The organism is Pseudomonas sp. 30_B (genome assembly GCF_017491605.1).
GTDB lineage: Bacteria > Pseudomonadota > Gammaproteobacteria > Pseudomonadales > Pseudomonadaceae > Pseudomonas.
Genome location: NZ_JAFGYY010000012.1, coordinates 25,114 through 39,550 on the forward strand (window position 1 = coordinate 25,114; position 14,437 = coordinate 39,550).

The window sequence follows — 14,437 nt, forward strand, 5'->3', positions numbered from 1 at the left end:
TAACAACGACAGAACGGAGACCGACATGTACCGACAACCAACCATGAAGGCGGCAGTCTGGCACGGCCGCCGCGACATCCGCCTGCAGGATGTCGCCCTCCCGCCGCAACCGCAGGCCGGCTGGGTGCAGATCCGCGTCGAGTGGTGCGGCATCTGCGGCTCGGACCTCCATGAATATCTGGCCGGTCCGGTATTCATTCCCACCGACACAGCCCATCCGCTCACCGGCCTGAAGGGCCAGTGCATCCTTGGTCACGAGTTCTGTGGCGAGATCATCGCCGTGGGCGAGGGCGTCTCGCATTTCGCGGTGGGCGAGCGCGTCGCCGCCGACGCCTGCCAGCACTGCGGCAAATGCTGGTTCTGCCAGCAGGGCCAGTACAACCTGTGCGAGAACCTTGCCTTTACCGGGCTGATGAACAACGGCGCCTTTGCCGAACGCGTCAACGTTCCCGCCAACCTGCTGTATCGCTTGCCGGAAGGCTTCCCCACCGAAGCCGGTGCGTTGATCGAGCCCTTGGCGGTGGGCATGCACGCCGTGAAGAAGGCTGGCAGGCTGCTCGGCCAGACGGTGGTGGTGGTCGGCGCCGGCACCATCGGGTTGTGCACCATCATGTGTGCCCGCGCCGCCGGTGCGGCACGAATCATTGCCCTGGAGATGTCCACGGCGCGCAAGGCCAAGGCTCTGGAAGTGGGTGCCACTGAAGTCATCGACCCCAGCCAGTGCGACGCCATCGCCGCCGTGCGCGAGCTCACCGAAGGCTACGGCGCTGCCGTGTCCTTCGAGTGCATCGGCCACAAGGCCACCGCCAAAGTGGCCATTGATGTCATCCGCAAGGGTGGCCGTTGCGTGATGGTGGGCATCTTCGAGGAGCCCAGCGAATTCAACTTCTTCGAGATAGTCGCCACCGAGAAACAGGTCATGGGCGCGCTGGCCTACAACGGCGAATTCGCCGATGTGATCGCGCTGATTGCCGACGGTCGCCTGGACGTCGCCCCGCTGATCACCGGGCGGATCGAACTTGAACACATCCTCGAAAAGGGTTTCGAGGAGCTGGTGAACAACAAGGACCAGAACGTGAAGATCATCGTCAGGCCGAGCGCGCCTGCCGCTGCCCGTCACTGATCCCATAGACGGAGTAATCGAGAAATGTCCGCAGCGATCAAAGAACGCAAACTCACCATCGCCCGCGCCATGGCCGAGGCGGTGGCCCAGGAAATGCGCCTCGACCCGCGCGTGTTCGTGATGGGTGAGGATATCGGCCAGCTCGGCGGGGTGTTCGGCAATACCCGTGGCCTGCACGAAGAGTTCGGCAGCGCGCGCGTCCGCGACACGCCAATTTCGGAAACCGCCTTCATCGGCGCCGCAGTGGGGGCGGCTTCCGATGGCATGCGGCCAATCGTCGAACTGATGTTCGTCGACTTCTTCGGCGTGTGCATGGACGCCATCTACAACCTGATGGCGAAGAACACCTACTTCTCCGGCGGCAAGGTCAGCGTGCCCATGGTGCTGATGGCCTCCACCGGCGCCGGTTATTCCGACGCAGGGCAGCACTCCCAATGCCTCTACGGCACCTTTGCGCACCTGCCGGGAATGAAGGTCGTGGTGCCGAGCAACGCCTATGACGCCAAGGGCTTGATGACCGCCGCCATCCGCGACGACAACCCGGTTATCTACCTGTTCCACAAGGCCCTGCAGGGCATGGGCTGGTTGGGCACCGAGAAGGGCGCCACGGTGGCGGTACCGGAAGCCCCCTATACGGTGGAGATCGGCAAGGCGAAGACTGTGCGTGAGGGCCGCGACGTCAGCATCGTCAGCCTTGGCGCCGGCGTGCACCACGCACTGCGCGCTGCCCAGCAACTGGAGCAGCAGGGTGTCAGTGCCGAGGTGGTGGACCTGCGCAGTCTCGTGCCGCTGGACCGCGAGCACGTCATCGAGTCGGTACGCAAGACCGGACGGCTGATTGTGGTGGACGAGGACTACCACAGCTTCGGCGTCAGCGGCGAAATCATCGCCAGCGTCGTCGAGCACGATATCGGCATGCTCAAGGCGCGTCCGCAGCGGGTCGCCTTTCCCGATATCCCGATTCCCTTCACCCCGCCCATGGAACACTGGGCAATGCCTTCCGCCGCCAAGATCGTCGCGGCCTACCAGAATCTGAAGAACGAGGAATAACACTATGTCCAACCCAATCCTGATTCCAACCGACCTCTGGGAAGGCGATGCCGAAGCCGTGATCACCTCCTGGCTGGTGAGTAACGGTGCCGAAGTCGGCCAGGGTGACCTGGTGGCCGAGATCATGTCCGAGAAGGCACAGTTCGAGATCGAGGCTCCGGCTTCCGGTCTGCTGAAGATCCTTGAAGAAGAGGACGCAGTGGTCGGCAAGGGCGCAACCATCGGATTAGTGGAGTGAGCCATGGGGCAAATGCAGATTCCAGCTGCGGGTACCGGGAGCACCGTGCCCTTGAAAGGCATGCGCAAAATGATCGCTGCGAAGATGAGCGAGAGCCTGCAGACCGCGGCACAGCTCACTCACCATGCCGAGTGCGAGCTGACGGCCCTTCAGGCTAAAAGGGCGAAGCTGAAGGCTGCGGGTAGCCTGGTGTCGCTCCAGGACCTGCTGCTGTTCGAGATCGTACGTACCCTGAAGGACCATCCGGGACTCAATGCAACCCTGGCCGATAATCAGATCACTTCGCACGGTTCGGTGCATTTGGGATTGGCGATCCCGCTGCCGGACGATCTCCTGGTGGCGCCTGCATTATTCGATGCCGATCAGCTGGATGCGGAGGGCCTGGCGCTGGCACGCCGGGCCCTGGTGGACAAGGCCCTTTCCGGGAAACTGTCGGTGAAGGAGCTGACGGGTGCCACGGTGACCGTGACCAACCTGGGCTTGTCGCGGGTGCGGTTTTTCACCCCCATTCTCAATGTTCCCCAGGTGGCCATCATCGGACTGGGAGGCGTCCAGCGGCGCCTGCAACGGGACTCCGATGGTGCTTTGGTGGAGCGCGATTTCATGGGACTTTCGCTGACCTTCGATCACCGGGCTGTCAACGGTGCACCTGCCGCCGACTTCATCGATGACCTGTGCCAGCGGATCGAAGGAGGCGAGTCGTCATGAGCCAAATCTGGCGTGTCAGTGTCGAAGCTGGCCTGGAAGCCGAGCGGCAGCTGTTCGACCGTGTGCACGCCGGCGAGGAAGAGTGGGGTGTGTTGTTATGGCGGCCGTCTGATTCCGCCTTGGTCATGCCTCGCAGGCTGAGCCGCCTTCCGGGGTTCATGGCGGCAGACATCAGCTGTGCCGCGTTGGGCTGGCCCATCGCATTGCGAGACACCGGTGGCGAACCGGTGCCGCAGTCGTCGGCGGTGCTCAATGTGGCTTTGGCCTACATCGTGCCGCTGAAGGAGGACGAACAGTCGCGGATAGAGGCGGCCTATCTGCGACTGTGCGAACCCATCTGCCAGTGGTTGAGGGGGATGGGGCTGCTACCTGGTCTCGGGGAGGTTTCCGGTGCGTTCTGCGACGGTCGGTTCAACGTGACCCTGGGGCGCCGTAAGCTGGTGGGAACCGCGCAACGTTGGCGGCGGCGTGCGGCAGATAATCGCCTGGTGGTGTTGGTTCATGGTGCAATCCTGTTCGAGGACCAGCGCGCCGCCATGGTCGATGTGGTCAATCGCTTCTACCAGAGATGCGGTCTGGAGCAACGATGCCGAGCTGGCAGTCACGTGTCTCTGGATGAGTGGCGGGCCCCTGTGTGGCAGGAAGCGAAAAGCCTCGCTGACTGGTTCGAAATACCTTGGGAGGTGTGGTCGCCCGAAAAGGGGGCGGGCAGTCAGACGGCTTTCTATTGATCCGGACCCTGGTGTCCAAGCAAAAGCACGATCCAGACGTTCCCGTCGTAGTGGGCGCAAGGAAGCGTCTGCTATGGGCCCTGGCCATGTATAAACGGCGCCGCTGGCGGCTATCCAGGCTGTTGGGCTGTTTCTTTGTCCCCAGAGCCGCCTGGGCGCGTGGTGTATCCAAGTTGGTCGTATCGTGCCGCTGATTTGGATAGCCGTACAATGCAGCATCACGGATGGGAGGAGGCGTTAATCTCTGTCATCAGCACACAGATGCCGCACAGCTTCCCTTTTCCGTCGAGAACTGCCTTCATCGAGTGGCGGCTTGGTGGAAAGCAGACGCTCAAAGGCAGGAAAGCCAAATCCCCCCGTGGCCTCAGTGAATTGTCGGAAAACGCTCTTTCACCAACGCCTCAGCCTGACGCGCCATCTGGTCGAGCAAACGGTCGCGTTTGCTCTCGGCCTCGCTCATGGCCTTCCTGCCGTTCTGCTTCAGCAGGTAGGCGTGGATCTGCTGCACTTCCTTGGAGCGGAATATCGGGGCCAGGTCCTGCACCGCCACCATGCCGTCCGAGCGGTGGTCGCGGGTGTTCAGCAGCACGTGCGGCCCCTGCGCTGCCAGTACCTGGAACCCCATTGATTCGAAGACTGGCGCCTTGCTCGCCGCGCAGGCCAGTTCGACATGGGGGCGCTGCTCGATCATCCGCTGCAGCATGGCGCGGGCGATGCCGTGCCGGCGGTGGCTGGCGCTGACGGCCAGATAGGCCAGGGTGCAGGCCTCGGCATCGTCCCGGCTCGGCAGGTAGAGGGCGAAACCCAGCACCTGGGAGGGATCTTCATCGTCCAGGGCCAGGATCAGTCGCGCGGGGCTACCCGCGGAGCCGTCCATGGCTTGCAGGTACAGGTGCACCTCGTAGCCAATCACGTACTGATACAGCTGATAGAGCGGATTGCTGGGCGTCAGCGGCACCGGGCTGATGTCGCTGAAGTAGTCCACCACCATCTGCAGAATCTGACTCTTCAGGGATTCGGGTGGCGGTGTGTCCAGGTTTACGAGGGTGAACATCTGACGCGGGCTCCGGGCGTGTCCGATCCGGGGGGATCGGTGCGGGCGCCATTGTAGCGCCGGCGAGCGTCGAGCGTTCCCGTCGTGCTCACCGGGCCTGGAGGAGCTGCGCGTTGCTGTTGATGACGCCTTGCACGATCTCGACTCCGCCGTTGATGGCGAACTGAACGCCCATGCAGACGAGCAGGAAGCCCATCAGCCGGGAAATGGCATCGATGCCGGATTGTCCGGTCATCTTCATGATCCAGTCCGAGGCGCGCAGGCAGAGCCAGAGCGTCAGCGCCGCCGACAGGAAGATGAGCGGCGGTGCGGTCAGCAGGACCCACTGCGGAAAGCTGGTGCTGTGCTTGATCGTGGCGGAGGAGCTGATGATCATCGCGATGGTGCCCGGTCCCGCGGTGCTGGGCATGGCGAGGGGGATGAAGGCGAAGCTGGCGCGTTCGGCATTGCCGTCCTGCGCGGCGGCGGCGGGCAGGGGCTGGGGAAACAGCATCCTGCCGCCGATGATGCAGAGGATGCCGCCGCCGGCGATCCGCAGGCCGGGGATGGAGATGTTGAAGACGTCCATGATCAGTTCGCCGATGTAGTAGGTGAACGTCATGATGAGGAACACGTAGAAGGCGGTCAGGAGCGCCTGCTTGTTCTTTTCCTCCCGGCTGAAGCCCTGGGAAAGGGCCAGGAACAACGCTACCGTCGTCGGCGGGTTGATCAAGGGCAGTATGGCCAGCAGGCCGAGAACGATAGCGTCGAACAAACTGCTCATATCCGGGGCGTCCTTGTAGTGTTCCGGATCGTCTCCGCCGCCTCTGAGTCGCGGAGTTTCACTCTTGCCGCTGCATGACCCGCTACCGGCTGAGCATGATACTCAGATCGCTGTTCATTTCCCTGATGGCCTGCTTGAAATCGTCGGCGGTGATCGCCTGCTTGTCGTTTTCCAGCGTCTTGCCGAATACCTTGCGCACCACGTAGGCCAGCGGCTGACCGGTCGAGGCATCGCTGATGCTGGCTTCGATATAGAGCTCGGTATTCTGGTCCCGATGCCCGGTGACCGCCGACGTGGCGCCGACGACGGCCGCGATCGGAACCACTTCGTACCATTTCATGCCTTCGTTGGAGGCGCTGACGCCGGTGATGGCGGCCTTGATGAACATGGCGCGCTGGCCAGCGGGGACCGACTGCCGATTGGGAACGACCCGGTATTGCAGGGCAATGGTTTCCCGCGCGGTGGAACTGGCGTATCTCTGCAGGTCCTGCAGGGTTTGCTGGTTCACCCGCTCCGTCGGTTTGGGCGCCGGGTACAGCTCAAGCCTGTCGAAGACGACCGTGCTGTAGGCGCGCGGCTGGAAGCCGGGGGCGATCCAGCGCATCACCGGGTGGCCATTGGGTGATGTCGCTTCCTTGAGCCCGGAGTAGTCGGGCAGGAAGCCGGAGTACTGGTCCTGCTCCGTGACCTGCGAAACACAGGCGCTGAGCAGCAGGCTGCTGAAGAGGGCGCAGAGAAGCGTTCTGGCGATTCGGCTCATGATGGGATTTCCTCGGCTACGGTCGGGCGCATTGGGAACTGAAGCTCTTGTTTCTGCTGGCGATCTTCATGCCGACGGCCAATACCTCAGCGGGAGCATCGACCCGGTTCCAGGTGGTCGACGCAGGTAGCCGTATTGGTTTTTGTGAGCAGAATCGCGAAGAAGTTTAGGCGCGATTTTGTCCCTGGCCACCGAGGAGCGTGCCCGCGCCATCGAATCGGATCCGTTCGATCCAGGGGCGGTCGGCCGTTGCGGCGTCAGGCAGATCCGGCGTTCATCAATGCGTTGATCCCGCCGACTGGAGGGATTCTGTTCGTCATGGCCAGGCGCGAGTTGGCACCAGCGTCTTTACTTGCGTGGAGACGTCGATTTTTCGCGGTGACGCCGATAGCCGAGTACCTCCTGTACGACGGCTTCTTCAACCCTGACTCAGTGAGCAAACGGTGGATGGTACGACCCGTCCGCCGCCGTGGAGAGGGCGCGATGGACAGACCGCGAGTTGGCACCTGGCAAAGAGTCCTCGATCCCGTGGATCGCGTGACCGAAGTGATTTTCGGCCTGCTGATGGCCATGACGTTCATCGGCTCGCTGAGCGTTGCGACGGCGGGGCGCGAAGAGGCGCGCACCATGCTGATTGCGGCCCTGGGCTGCAACCTCGCCTGGGGCCTGGCCGATGCCGTCATCTACCTGCTGCGGACCTGGACCGAGCGCACGCGCAGCCGGACCCTCCTGTCCCGCCTGGGCGGCGGTGCTGACCCACGCGAAGGCCAGGGCCTGATCGCCGATGCCTTGCCGCCGCGCATCGCCGAGGCGGCGGGGACGGACGCCCTGGAGATGCTGCGCATGCGCCTGCTGGCCAACGCCGCGCCGATTCGCGCACGGCTGGACCTGGAGGATATCAAGGGGGCGCTGGGCACCTTCCTGCTGGTGGTGCTGGCGACCTTTCCGCTGGTCATCCCGTTCCTGCTGACCGACCACACCGGAACGGCCATACGCCTCTCCAACCTGGTGGCCCTGGGGATGCTGTTCATCTCCGGCTGGATTCTGGCCCATTACTCCGGCGGCACGCCCTGGGTGGGCGGCGGGGCGCTGGCGGTCGTGGGTACGGCCCTGCTGTTCGCCATCATCGCCCTGGGTGGCTGATGCGTTGCGTTGCGTGGCAGGCGGGCTGCCTGCTTGCGAGTCGCTCTGAATAGCAGCGCAGGCGGCGGTCTTCCCGCTCAGCGCCTGGTCCCGGTGCCGATTCGGCCAATGCGAGCCGGCCCGGCAGCGTGTTGAAATACCGGAACAAGTTCACTGGATTACCTGCATAACGATGGCCGGACCGACCAGGATGAGTCGATTCCTCATAAATCACTGCGTGATGTTCGATACCGACAATTTCACGCTTCAGCGTTGGCCCGACGACGCGCAAGAGCCGCAGCGTCTGGGCGTATTCGCCAGCCGGTGCCTGCTCCAGCTGCTCCTGTCCCAGGCGGTGGTGGTGGGCAAGCGTGATCTGATGGAGGGGGCCTGGGGCAAGTTCGGCCTAGAGGTGACGGAGAACAGCCTTGCCCAGGTTGTCCGTCAGTTGCGCGTGGCCTTCGAGGCGATCCTGCCCGGGCAGGAATGCATCATCACCGTGCCGCGGATCGGCTACCGGTTGAGCGAGCGTTTGAGTTGGCAGGCGTACGAGTCGTGCGACGCTGCGCCCACTGCGCTGGTCGAGGAAGAACTGGCGGCACCGCTTGCGTCCCTTCCACCAGCCGAGCAGGAGGGGCGCCGGCATACGCATTGGCCGATCGGGCGATGGATTCTCGCAACCCTGGTACTCGGCATCCTTGCTTATCTGGCGGGAGCCCTTTTGCCGACCCCTGGATTGAAAATGGCACCCTTGTCGTTCGCCGCGCCATTGAAGCAGGAGGACGTGCTGATCTATCTGCCCACCGGCAATTCCGAGCCGACGGTGCAGGAGCTGCGACGGTGGCGCGAGCAGGCCCTGCACGTGGCACGACTGGCGCAATGGCACGCCACGCCGTTGCACCTGTACCTGCTGGCGCCGCAGAAGACACAGGGCTTCCTGTGCACCGCGCCGTTGCTGGATGAACGCGGCAAATGCCTGGGAATGCTTCCCTATGAAATCACCTACTAGCACCTTGGCGCCGGTCCTGGCGGGCATGCTCGCATTGCTGGGAATGGTGGCGGCCTATGTGTTCGGCGCCATGCAACAGCGCGAGGATGTCTGGTGCTCCAGCCAGTTCGTCCAGCCGCTGGACGCCGGTGGGCAGCCGCGCTGGCTGCTGGCACAACTCATGCTGGAGCTGGGCTCCGATGGACAGGGCGCTTTGCGTATCCGCGGGCGGGTGCTCGATGACGAGGGAAAGGTTCAGGCGTACATGCACCGCTACGCGGCGTTGCGCTATAGCCGTGACGGGGCCCGCCTGCGGCTGTCCGTCGAGCGCGCCGGACGAAGCCGCACGGACAGCCTTGCCGATAGCCAGATTCCCATGATCAGCCTGAGCCTGTTCCAGCCCGGCGCCGAGATAGGCTTGCGCCTGGAGCGGTTGGGCAGTTCGGCCTACCTGATCGACAACGGTCTGGGGAGCAAGTACTACTGCAAGGTCACGCCTGCGCAGCTTGCAGATGCCGGGGAGCCGGAATAGCTGACGTGCCCTGGGTGATCGCCGGCAGAGTCGACCGTAGTCGCGTGAGCTCGGCATCGTCGACGACGAGAATGGCCGTTTCGGCTGTCATCACGAGGAATCCTCCTGAGTCCGCAGGGCAGGGGGGCTCGGTACGTTGATGAGGCGTCAGGCCTCCACCGCTGTGGCCAGCGAGTGATAGTCCCGCTTTGCCTGCAGGCTTTCTTCGGTGTCCGCGAAGCGCCGGGCGATGTCCCTGAAGAGGTCTTCCACGGCGAGAAAGGCCACGACGACATCCGGATCGAAATGCGTGCCGCTGCCTTCGCGTATGACGTCCACCGCCTTGGCGTGGGGCATCTCGGGCTTGTAGATGCGGCGACTGATGATCGCGTCGTAGACATCGGCCACGGCCATCAGCCGGGCGCCAAGGGGGATGGCCTCGCCGGCCAGGCCCTGGGGGTAGCCGGTGCCGTCCCAGCGTTCGTGATGGCAGAGGACGATCTGCTTGGCCGTCTCCAGGAACGGAATCGATTGGCCGAGCAACGCCTCGGCGTTGGCGAGTGCGCGATAGCCCAGCTCGGGGTGGCGCTTCATGACGTCGTACTCGGCAGGCTCCAGGCGTCCTGGCTTGAGCAGTATCCGGTCGGGAATGCCGACTTTGCCGATGTTGTGCAAGGGTGCCGACTTGAACAGGCGCTCGATGGCCGCGGGGCTGAGTTGCGCGGCGAAGCGAGGGTGTTCCCGCAGGTGCTCGGCCAGGGTTCTTACATAATGCTGTGTGCGCAGCAGATGGTTGCCGGTTTCGTTGTCGCGGGTTTCCGCCAGGGAGGCCAGCGCCAGGATGGTCACGTCGTGGGTCGCTTCCAGTTCCCGGGTGCGGGCGCGCACTTCGCGGTCGAGGCGGTCGTTCTGTTCGTGCAACTGGTCCTTGGCCTGCTTCAGGCGCAACTGGGTCGCCAGGCGGGCCAGCAGGATCGGCGGGACAATCGGCTTGTGCAGATAGTCATTGGCGCCGAATGCCAGTCCGGAGCGCTCGTCGTCGACTTCATGCTGCGCCGTGAGGAACAGGACCGGCACATCCCGGCTGCGTGGATTGCTTCTGATGCGGCTGCAGACTTCATAGCCGTCCATCCCCGGCATCATGACATCGAGCAGGACCAGATCAGGGGTGTGCTGCTCGATGAGACTCAAGGCCTTTTCGCCGCAGGTGGTCACGCGGACGTGGTAGTCATCCAGCAACAGCGAGCTGATCAGGCTCAGGTTGTCCGGCATATCGTCCACCACCAGCACGCTGGGTTTTCTTGTATTGAGCATCGGCTGCTGTCCTCTGAATGCATGGCTCCCGTGCATTAGGCACGGGACCGCCTCAGGCTGCTCTGAGATGTCCTGATTACCGCTGAATCACCCTGAAAAGTTCTGAAGACCGTCTAGGACAAGGGTTGTGGCGGAGTCATGAAGGCCTTCAGGTTTTCCCTGGCCTGCTCGAAGTCGAAGCACGACAGGGCCGTATCCAGCAGCCGTCCGCGAACCCGGCAGGCGGCGTTGAACAGGGCACGGTGTTCCTGGAACAGGCTGATGACGGTGGCGTCATGGTCACCCAGCAGGTCGTCGAGGCGTCCGGCGATGATCGGCAGTTCGCTCAGGTCGAGTTCGGTCGAGGTGGGTGGGGCCGGTTCGTCCGGCAGGCAGCGAGCCAGGCTTGCCAGCAAAGTTCCCAGCGTCCGCGCCAGTCGATCGAGCTGGGAGGACGCCTGAGCCGGATCGGCCTCTGCCGCAATGGACTGCTCCAGCGCCGCGGCGAGCTCCGCTACCGCCTCGGCGCCTATATTGGCGGAGGCGCCCTTGCAGGAGTGCGCCAGCAGTCGTGCCTGCCGCTGGTCGCCGCCGTCGAGCGCTTGCTGCAGCCCGTCCAGCAGCGCGGGCTGGGTAGCCACGTACTTGCGCAACAAGGTCTCGTACAGCGCCTGCTTGCCCAGCATGCGGTACAGGGCGGCGCCGGTGTTCAATCCGGCCTGTCCCAGGGCTTCGAGATCGAGCTGGACGGCGGTCTCGACGGGGGCCGCGCCTGCCGGCGTGCTCAGGTATTCGGCCAGCCAGCGGCGCAGCACATCGAACAGGACACTGGGTTCCAGGGGTTTGCTGATGAAGTCGTTCATGCCGGCGGCAAGGCATTTTTCCCGATCCGACTTCAGGGCATTGGCCGTCATCGCGATGACCGGCAGGTTCTTCCATGTGTCCCGCCGACGCAGTTGCAGGCAGCAACCCACACCGTCGAGTACGGGCATCTGCATGTCCATGAGCACGAGGTGATACGGCTGCTCTTCCAGGCGCTTCAGGGCGATCTGGCCGTTATCGGCGATGTCGACATGGCAACCGGTGGCACTCAGCAGTTCACTGGCAACCTGCTGGTTCAGCTCGTTGTCTTCCACCAGGAGGATATGCGCGCCGATGAACTGGGGGATCGCCAGCGCCTGCCGGGATTCTTCCTCCTCAGGGCTGGAAGTGGCCTCCGTCAGGTTCGCGGTAAAGCTGAAACAGCTGCCCACGTCCGGGGTGCTGCTGATCCCGACCCCGCCGCCCATCAGTTCGCTCAGCTGCCGGGCAATGGCCAGGCCGAGACCGGTACCGCCGTAACGGCGGGTAGTGGTTGCATCCGCCTGCCGGAAGCTCTGGAAGGCCCGCGAGCACTGTTCGGGGCTCATGCCGATGCCGGTGTCGCTGACGCGGAAGCGCACGAGCAGGCGCTCCTCGGGCTGCGGTGAACCATCGACGCGCACCTCGACATGCCCCTGCTCGGTGAACTTGACGGCGTTGCTCAGGTAGTTGAGCAGAATCTGGCGCAGCCGCAGGGGGTCTCCGGACAGCCGCTCCGGCAGGCTTTCATCAATCTCGACGAACAGATCCAGGCCCTTTCGCTCGATATCCGGACGCACCTGGTCAGTCACCTCCAGGAGTAGCCGGTGCAACGAGAAGTCCTGGATGTCCAGTTCCATCTTGCCGGCTTCGATCTTGGAAAAGTCGAGAATATCGTTGATCACGCCAAGAAGATGCCGATTGGCGCCCTGGACCTTGCTCAGGTAGTCGCGTTGCTGCACGTCGAGGGTGGTCTGTGAAAGCAGGTGGGTCATGCCGATGATGGCATTCATGGGCGTGCGGATTTCGTGGCTCATGTTCGCCAGGAAATCGGCCTTGAGCTGGGCGGCTTCTTCGGCCAGTTGGCGGGCTTCTGCCATTTCCAGCCTGGCGGCGTGCTGGAGACTGGCATCCTCGACAATCCAGATCGAGCCTTCGCGCAAATCCCGGGACTTCACCGCCCTGGCGCTGATGGCAGCGAAGAAATGCGTGCCGTCGGGCCGGTAGACCGGCAACTCCCGATGGAATATTTCGCCATGGGCCAGTCGCCGCCGGATTTCCTGCTCCAGCGCCGCCAGGTTGTCGGGATGCGCCCAGCTGGTCGGGCTGGTGCCAATCAAGGCGTCCGCCTGCTGGCCGAAGAGCTCGTGCAGCCGCGGGTTTGCCTGGATGATCAGTCCGTCGCGAACGAAGGCGATACCGTGCGGGGCTGAATTGAACATGGCCTGACGGTGCTCGTGCGCCCTGGCCAGGCTGAGCTCCTGGGCCCGGCTCTGGGTCATGTCACGAACCACCACGCACAGCGAGCGGCCACGGCCATCCAGCGATGGCAGGTCAGACAGGCGAATCTCGATGGGGAATTCCGATCCATCCCGGCGCAGGGCGATGCTGTCCTGGCGCAGGTTCTGCCGGGTTCGCAGATACACCTCCAGCATCATCGCCAGCGCCTTCCACTGGTCACGCGGAACCAGTGTCTTGAAGTGCCGGCCCTGCAATTCATCCTGCCGGTAGCCGAAGATGTGCTCGCCCTCGGCATTGGCCAGGGTGACGCACCCGGACTCATCGAAGACCATCAGGGCATCGGGTGCGGCCTGGATGATGCCGCGATACCAGTTTTCGGTTGCGGTCAGGGTCAGTTGCCGGTCTTCCAGGTTGGTCAGAAGCTGCTTCTGGTATTCGCGCTGCTGCTGGATCGCGAGCAGCTGCCCCAGCGCCGGTGCCAGGCGCTGCATCAGCATCTGCTGTTCGGGGCCACACGGGGTGGAGAACGTCAGCTCCAGCACCGCGAGCTCCTGATTGGCGTGGCTCAGGGGCAGCAGCACGCGCTCGGGGTGGGCGTTGTCGTCCGTTGCCGGTGTCGGCAGCAGCCGCACATCGCTGCACAGCAGCATGGCGCCCAATTGCCGGCCCAGTTCGGCGGCAAAGTCGTCCCGGGTGACCCGTTCCTGGAGGGCGACGCCCAGCTCGCTCAGGCAACGGTCGCCCCAGGCGCGCTGCTCAGCCTGCCGATTGACCGCCCGGTAGTCGTCCATGGCCTTTGCCAGGTTGCGTATTTCACTGAGCGCACAGGGGGAGGCGATCCTTTGCAGAGGCAGGCCCAGCTGCAGGTTCCGGGTCTGTCGGGTGAGACTGAGCAGGGGCCGGACCAGGCGGTAGCGCAGCAGGAATATCCCGGTGATGAGGGCAATAAGCCACAGCACCTGCATGCCCAGCGAAAGCAGATGGGCCAGGCGGGCATATTCGCGGGTGACCAGCACTTGCTGGTCCAGGCGACTGTTGGCGCTTTTTCTGAGCTGGCCGATCAGGTCGCTGATACGCGCTTCGCTGGCGATGTAAGGGGTGTCGTCCAGCATTTCCATGGGCTTGGCCTGGGTACGAGTCCGCATGGCCTCCACTTCCACCAGCCCCTGGGCTGCGTTGATCCGCTTGATGTCCTCCAGGAGGGCCCGCTCCTTGTCGAGCAGATTCATCGATAGCAGGCGTTCCACTGCCTTCTCGAACGTCTGGCGCTGATCGCTCTCGCCGGTGTGCGCCCGAAGGAACATGGCATCACCCGTGGCCATGAACTGCCGGGCAAGCTGGGTAAGTCGCTGATTGCCTTCGAACAGGGTCGCAGTCAGGTCCGCGACGGCGTCGCGCTCCTGTTCGGTCTGAATGGCATGGCGATAATTCCTGTCGGCGAGCCAGGTGGTGAAGAGGCTGCCGCTACACATCAGGACAATGCCAACAGTCAGCAGCCGGCTCAGACGGTCGAGACTCATGCATGACGCTCCGCAAAGAAAAATACTGCTCCGCCCCGCACGGGATCGGGCTGGACGCAGTAACGCATGCGGCAGGTGCCTCAGTTATGAAAAGCCATGAATTTGCGGTGATTTACCCTGAATGGCTATGAAACCGGTGTGCCGCCGGCTGATTGCGAGAAGCCCGCGTCGCGCAGGACCCAGGGTTCGACAGGGGGCGAAGAGCAGGCGTCCGTATCCAGGTCAGATTCGGAGAAGGGCTTGGCTAGCCCTCCATGCTGTCCGGTTGATCCCCC

At 63.7% G+C, this 14,437-nt stretch carries 13 protein-coding genes; 8 read left to right on the plus strand and 5 right to left on the minus strand.

Going from position 1 to position 14,437, the window contains the following annotated elements; genetic code table 11:
* Window positions 1-43: 43 nt before the first annotated feature.
* From J5M67_RS14925 to J5M67_RS14945, 5 genes are read left to right on the plus strand one after another with little or no spacing between them, the layout of a single operon-like run.
* Entirely contained in the window at window positions 44-1,123 is a 1,080-nt protein-coding gene (locus tag J5M67_RS14925) for a 2,3-butanediol dehydrogenase (protein ID WP_243434685.1), read from the plus strand.
* A 24-nt stretch (window positions 1,124-1,147) separates the two neighbouring features.
* Entirely contained in the window at window positions 1,148-2,173 is a 1,026-nt protein-coding gene (locus J5M67_RS14930; RefSeq protein WP_207886117.1) for an alpha-ketoacid dehydrogenase subunit beta, read from the plus strand.
* 4 nt (window positions 2,174-2,177) lie between these two features.
* Window positions 2,178-2,411, plus strand: coding sequence for a biotin/lipoyl-containing protein (locus J5M67_RS14935; protein ID WP_207886118.1), 234 nt, complete (start codon window positions 2,178-2,180; stop codon window positions 2,409-2,411).
* 3 nt (window positions 2,412-2,414) lie between these two features.
* Window positions 2,415-3,119, plus strand: a complete 705-nt coding sequence (locus tag J5M67_RS14940) for a 2-oxo acid dehydrogenase subunit E2 (RefSeq protein ID WP_207886119.1) — start codon at window positions 2,415-2,417, stop codon at window positions 3,117-3,119.
* Window positions 3,116-3,850 carry a lipoate--protein ligase family protein gene (locus J5M67_RS14945; protein WP_207886120.1) on the plus strand — a complete coding sequence of 245 codons (735 nt, stop codon included), beginning with the start codon at window positions 3,116-3,118 and terminating at the stop codon, window positions 3,848-3,850. Before J5M67_RS14940 ends, J5M67_RS14945 begins: the two co-directional genes overlap by 4 nt.
* Window positions 3,851-4,214: 364 nt before the next feature.
* Here J5M67_RS14945 and J5M67_RS14950 read toward each other — a convergent pair whose 3' ends face one another.
* The 3 genes from J5M67_RS14950 to J5M67_RS14960 form a co-directional block, all read right to left on the minus strand.
* Window positions 4,215-4,904 carry a GNAT family N-acetyltransferase gene (locus tag J5M67_RS14950; RefSeq protein WP_207886121.1) on the minus strand — a complete coding sequence of 230 codons (690 nt, stop codon included), beginning with the start codon at window positions 4,902-4,904 and terminating at the stop codon, window positions 4,215-4,217.
* An 88-nt stretch (window positions 4,905-4,992) separates the two neighbouring features.
* Window positions 4,993-5,667, minus strand: a complete 675-nt coding sequence (locus J5M67_RS14955) for a MarC family NAAT transporter (RefSeq protein WP_207886122.1) — start codon at window positions 5,665-5,667, stop codon at window positions 4,993-4,995.
* A gap of 82 nt (window positions 5,668-5,749) precedes the next feature.
* Window positions 5,750-6,427, minus strand: coding sequence for a DUF3313 domain-containing protein (locus tag J5M67_RS14960; protein ID WP_207886123.1), 678 nt, complete (start codon window positions 6,425-6,427; stop codon window positions 5,750-5,752).
* Between the two features lie 483 nt (window positions 6,428-6,910).
* On the opposite strand from J5M67_RS14960, the gene J5M67_RS14965 reads away from it, so the two are divergent.
* From J5M67_RS14965 to J5M67_RS14975, 3 genes are all read left to right on the plus strand, one after another.
* Window positions 6,911-7,570 (plus strand): hypothetical protein, encoded by a 660-nt coding sequence (locus J5M67_RS14965; protein WP_207886124.1) that lies wholly within the window; start codon window positions 6,911-6,913, stop codon window positions 7,568-7,570.
* Between the two features lie 190 nt (window positions 7,571-7,760).
* On the plus strand, window positions 7,761-8,558 hold the full coding sequence (locus J5M67_RS14970) for a winged helix-turn-helix domain-containing protein (RefSeq protein WP_207886125.1): 798 nt from the start codon (window positions 7,761-7,763) through the stop codon (window positions 8,556-8,558).
* Window positions 8,542-9,069, plus strand: coding sequence for a hypothetical protein (locus J5M67_RS14975; protein WP_207886126.1), 528 nt, complete (start codon window positions 8,542-8,544; stop codon window positions 9,067-9,069). Before J5M67_RS14970 ends, J5M67_RS14975 begins: the two co-directional genes overlap by 17 nt.
* A gap of 147 nt (window positions 9,070-9,216) precedes the next feature.
* On the opposite strand, the gene J5M67_RS14980 is transcribed toward J5M67_RS14975, so the two are convergent.
* Window positions 9,217-10,362, minus strand: coding sequence for a two-component system response regulator (locus J5M67_RS14980; protein WP_207886127.1), 1,146 nt, complete (start codon window positions 10,360-10,362; stop codon window positions 9,217-9,219).
* A gap of 113 nt (window positions 10,363-10,475) precedes the next feature.
* Window positions 10,476-14,162: a PAS domain S-box protein gene (locus tag J5M67_RS14985; RefSeq protein ID WP_207886128.1), complete on the minus strand. Its 3,687-nt coding sequence runs from the start codon at window positions 14,160-14,162 to the stop codon at window positions 10,476-10,478.
* Window positions 14,163-14,437 lie beyond the last annotated feature (275 nt).

Excerpts from the sequence above, each read along its gene's own strand:
- J5M67_RS14925 (WP_243434685.1), top strand. The coding sequence starts at position 44 with ATGAAGGCGGCAGTCTGGCACGGCCGCCGCGACATCCGCCTGCAGGAT.
- J5M67_RS14930 (WP_207886117.1), top strand. The coding sequence starts at position 1,148 with ATGTCCGCAGCGATCAAAGAACGCAAACTCACCATCGCCCGCGCCATG.
- J5M67_RS14935 (WP_207886118.1), top strand. The coding sequence starts at position 2,178 with ATGTCCAACCCAATCCTGATTCCAACCGACCTCTGGGAAGGCGATGCC.
- J5M67_RS14940 (WP_207886119.1), top strand. The coding sequence starts at position 2,415 with ATGGGGCAAATGCAGATTCCAGCTGCGGGTACCGGGAGCACCGTGCCC.
- J5M67_RS14945 (WP_207886120.1), top strand. The coding sequence starts at position 3,116 with ATGAGCCAAATCTGGCGTGTCAGTGTCGAAGCTGGCCTGGAAGCCGAG.
- J5M67_RS14950 (WP_207886121.1), bottom strand. The coding sequence starts at position 4,904 with ATGTTCACCCTCGTAAACCTGGACACACCGCCACCCGAATCCCTGAAG.
- J5M67_RS14955 (WP_207886122.1), bottom strand. The coding sequence starts at position 5,667 with ATGAGCAGTTTGTTCGACGCTATCGTTCTCGGCCTGCTGGCCATACTG.
- J5M67_RS14960 (WP_207886123.1), bottom strand. The coding sequence starts at position 6,427 with ATGAGCCGAATCGCCAGAACGCTTCTCTGCGCCCTCTTCAGCAGCCTG.
- J5M67_RS14965 (WP_207886124.1), top strand. The coding sequence starts at position 6,911 with ATGGACAGACCGCGAGTTGGCACCTGGCAAAGAGTCCTCGATCCCGTG.
- J5M67_RS14970 (WP_207886125.1), top strand. The coding sequence starts at position 7,761 with ATGAGTCGATTCCTCATAAATCACTGCGTGATGTTCGATACCGACAAT.
- J5M67_RS14975 (WP_207886126.1), top strand. The coding sequence starts at position 8,542 with ATGAAATCACCTACTAGCACCTTGGCGCCGGTCCTGGCGGGCATGCTC.
- J5M67_RS14980 (WP_207886127.1), bottom strand. The coding sequence starts at position 10,362 with ATGCTCAATACAAGAAAACCCAGCGTGCTGGTGGTGGACGATATGCCG.
- J5M67_RS14985 (WP_207886128.1), bottom strand. The coding sequence starts at position 14,162 with ATGAGTCTCGACCGTCTGAGCCGGCTGCTGACTGTTGGCATTGTCCTG.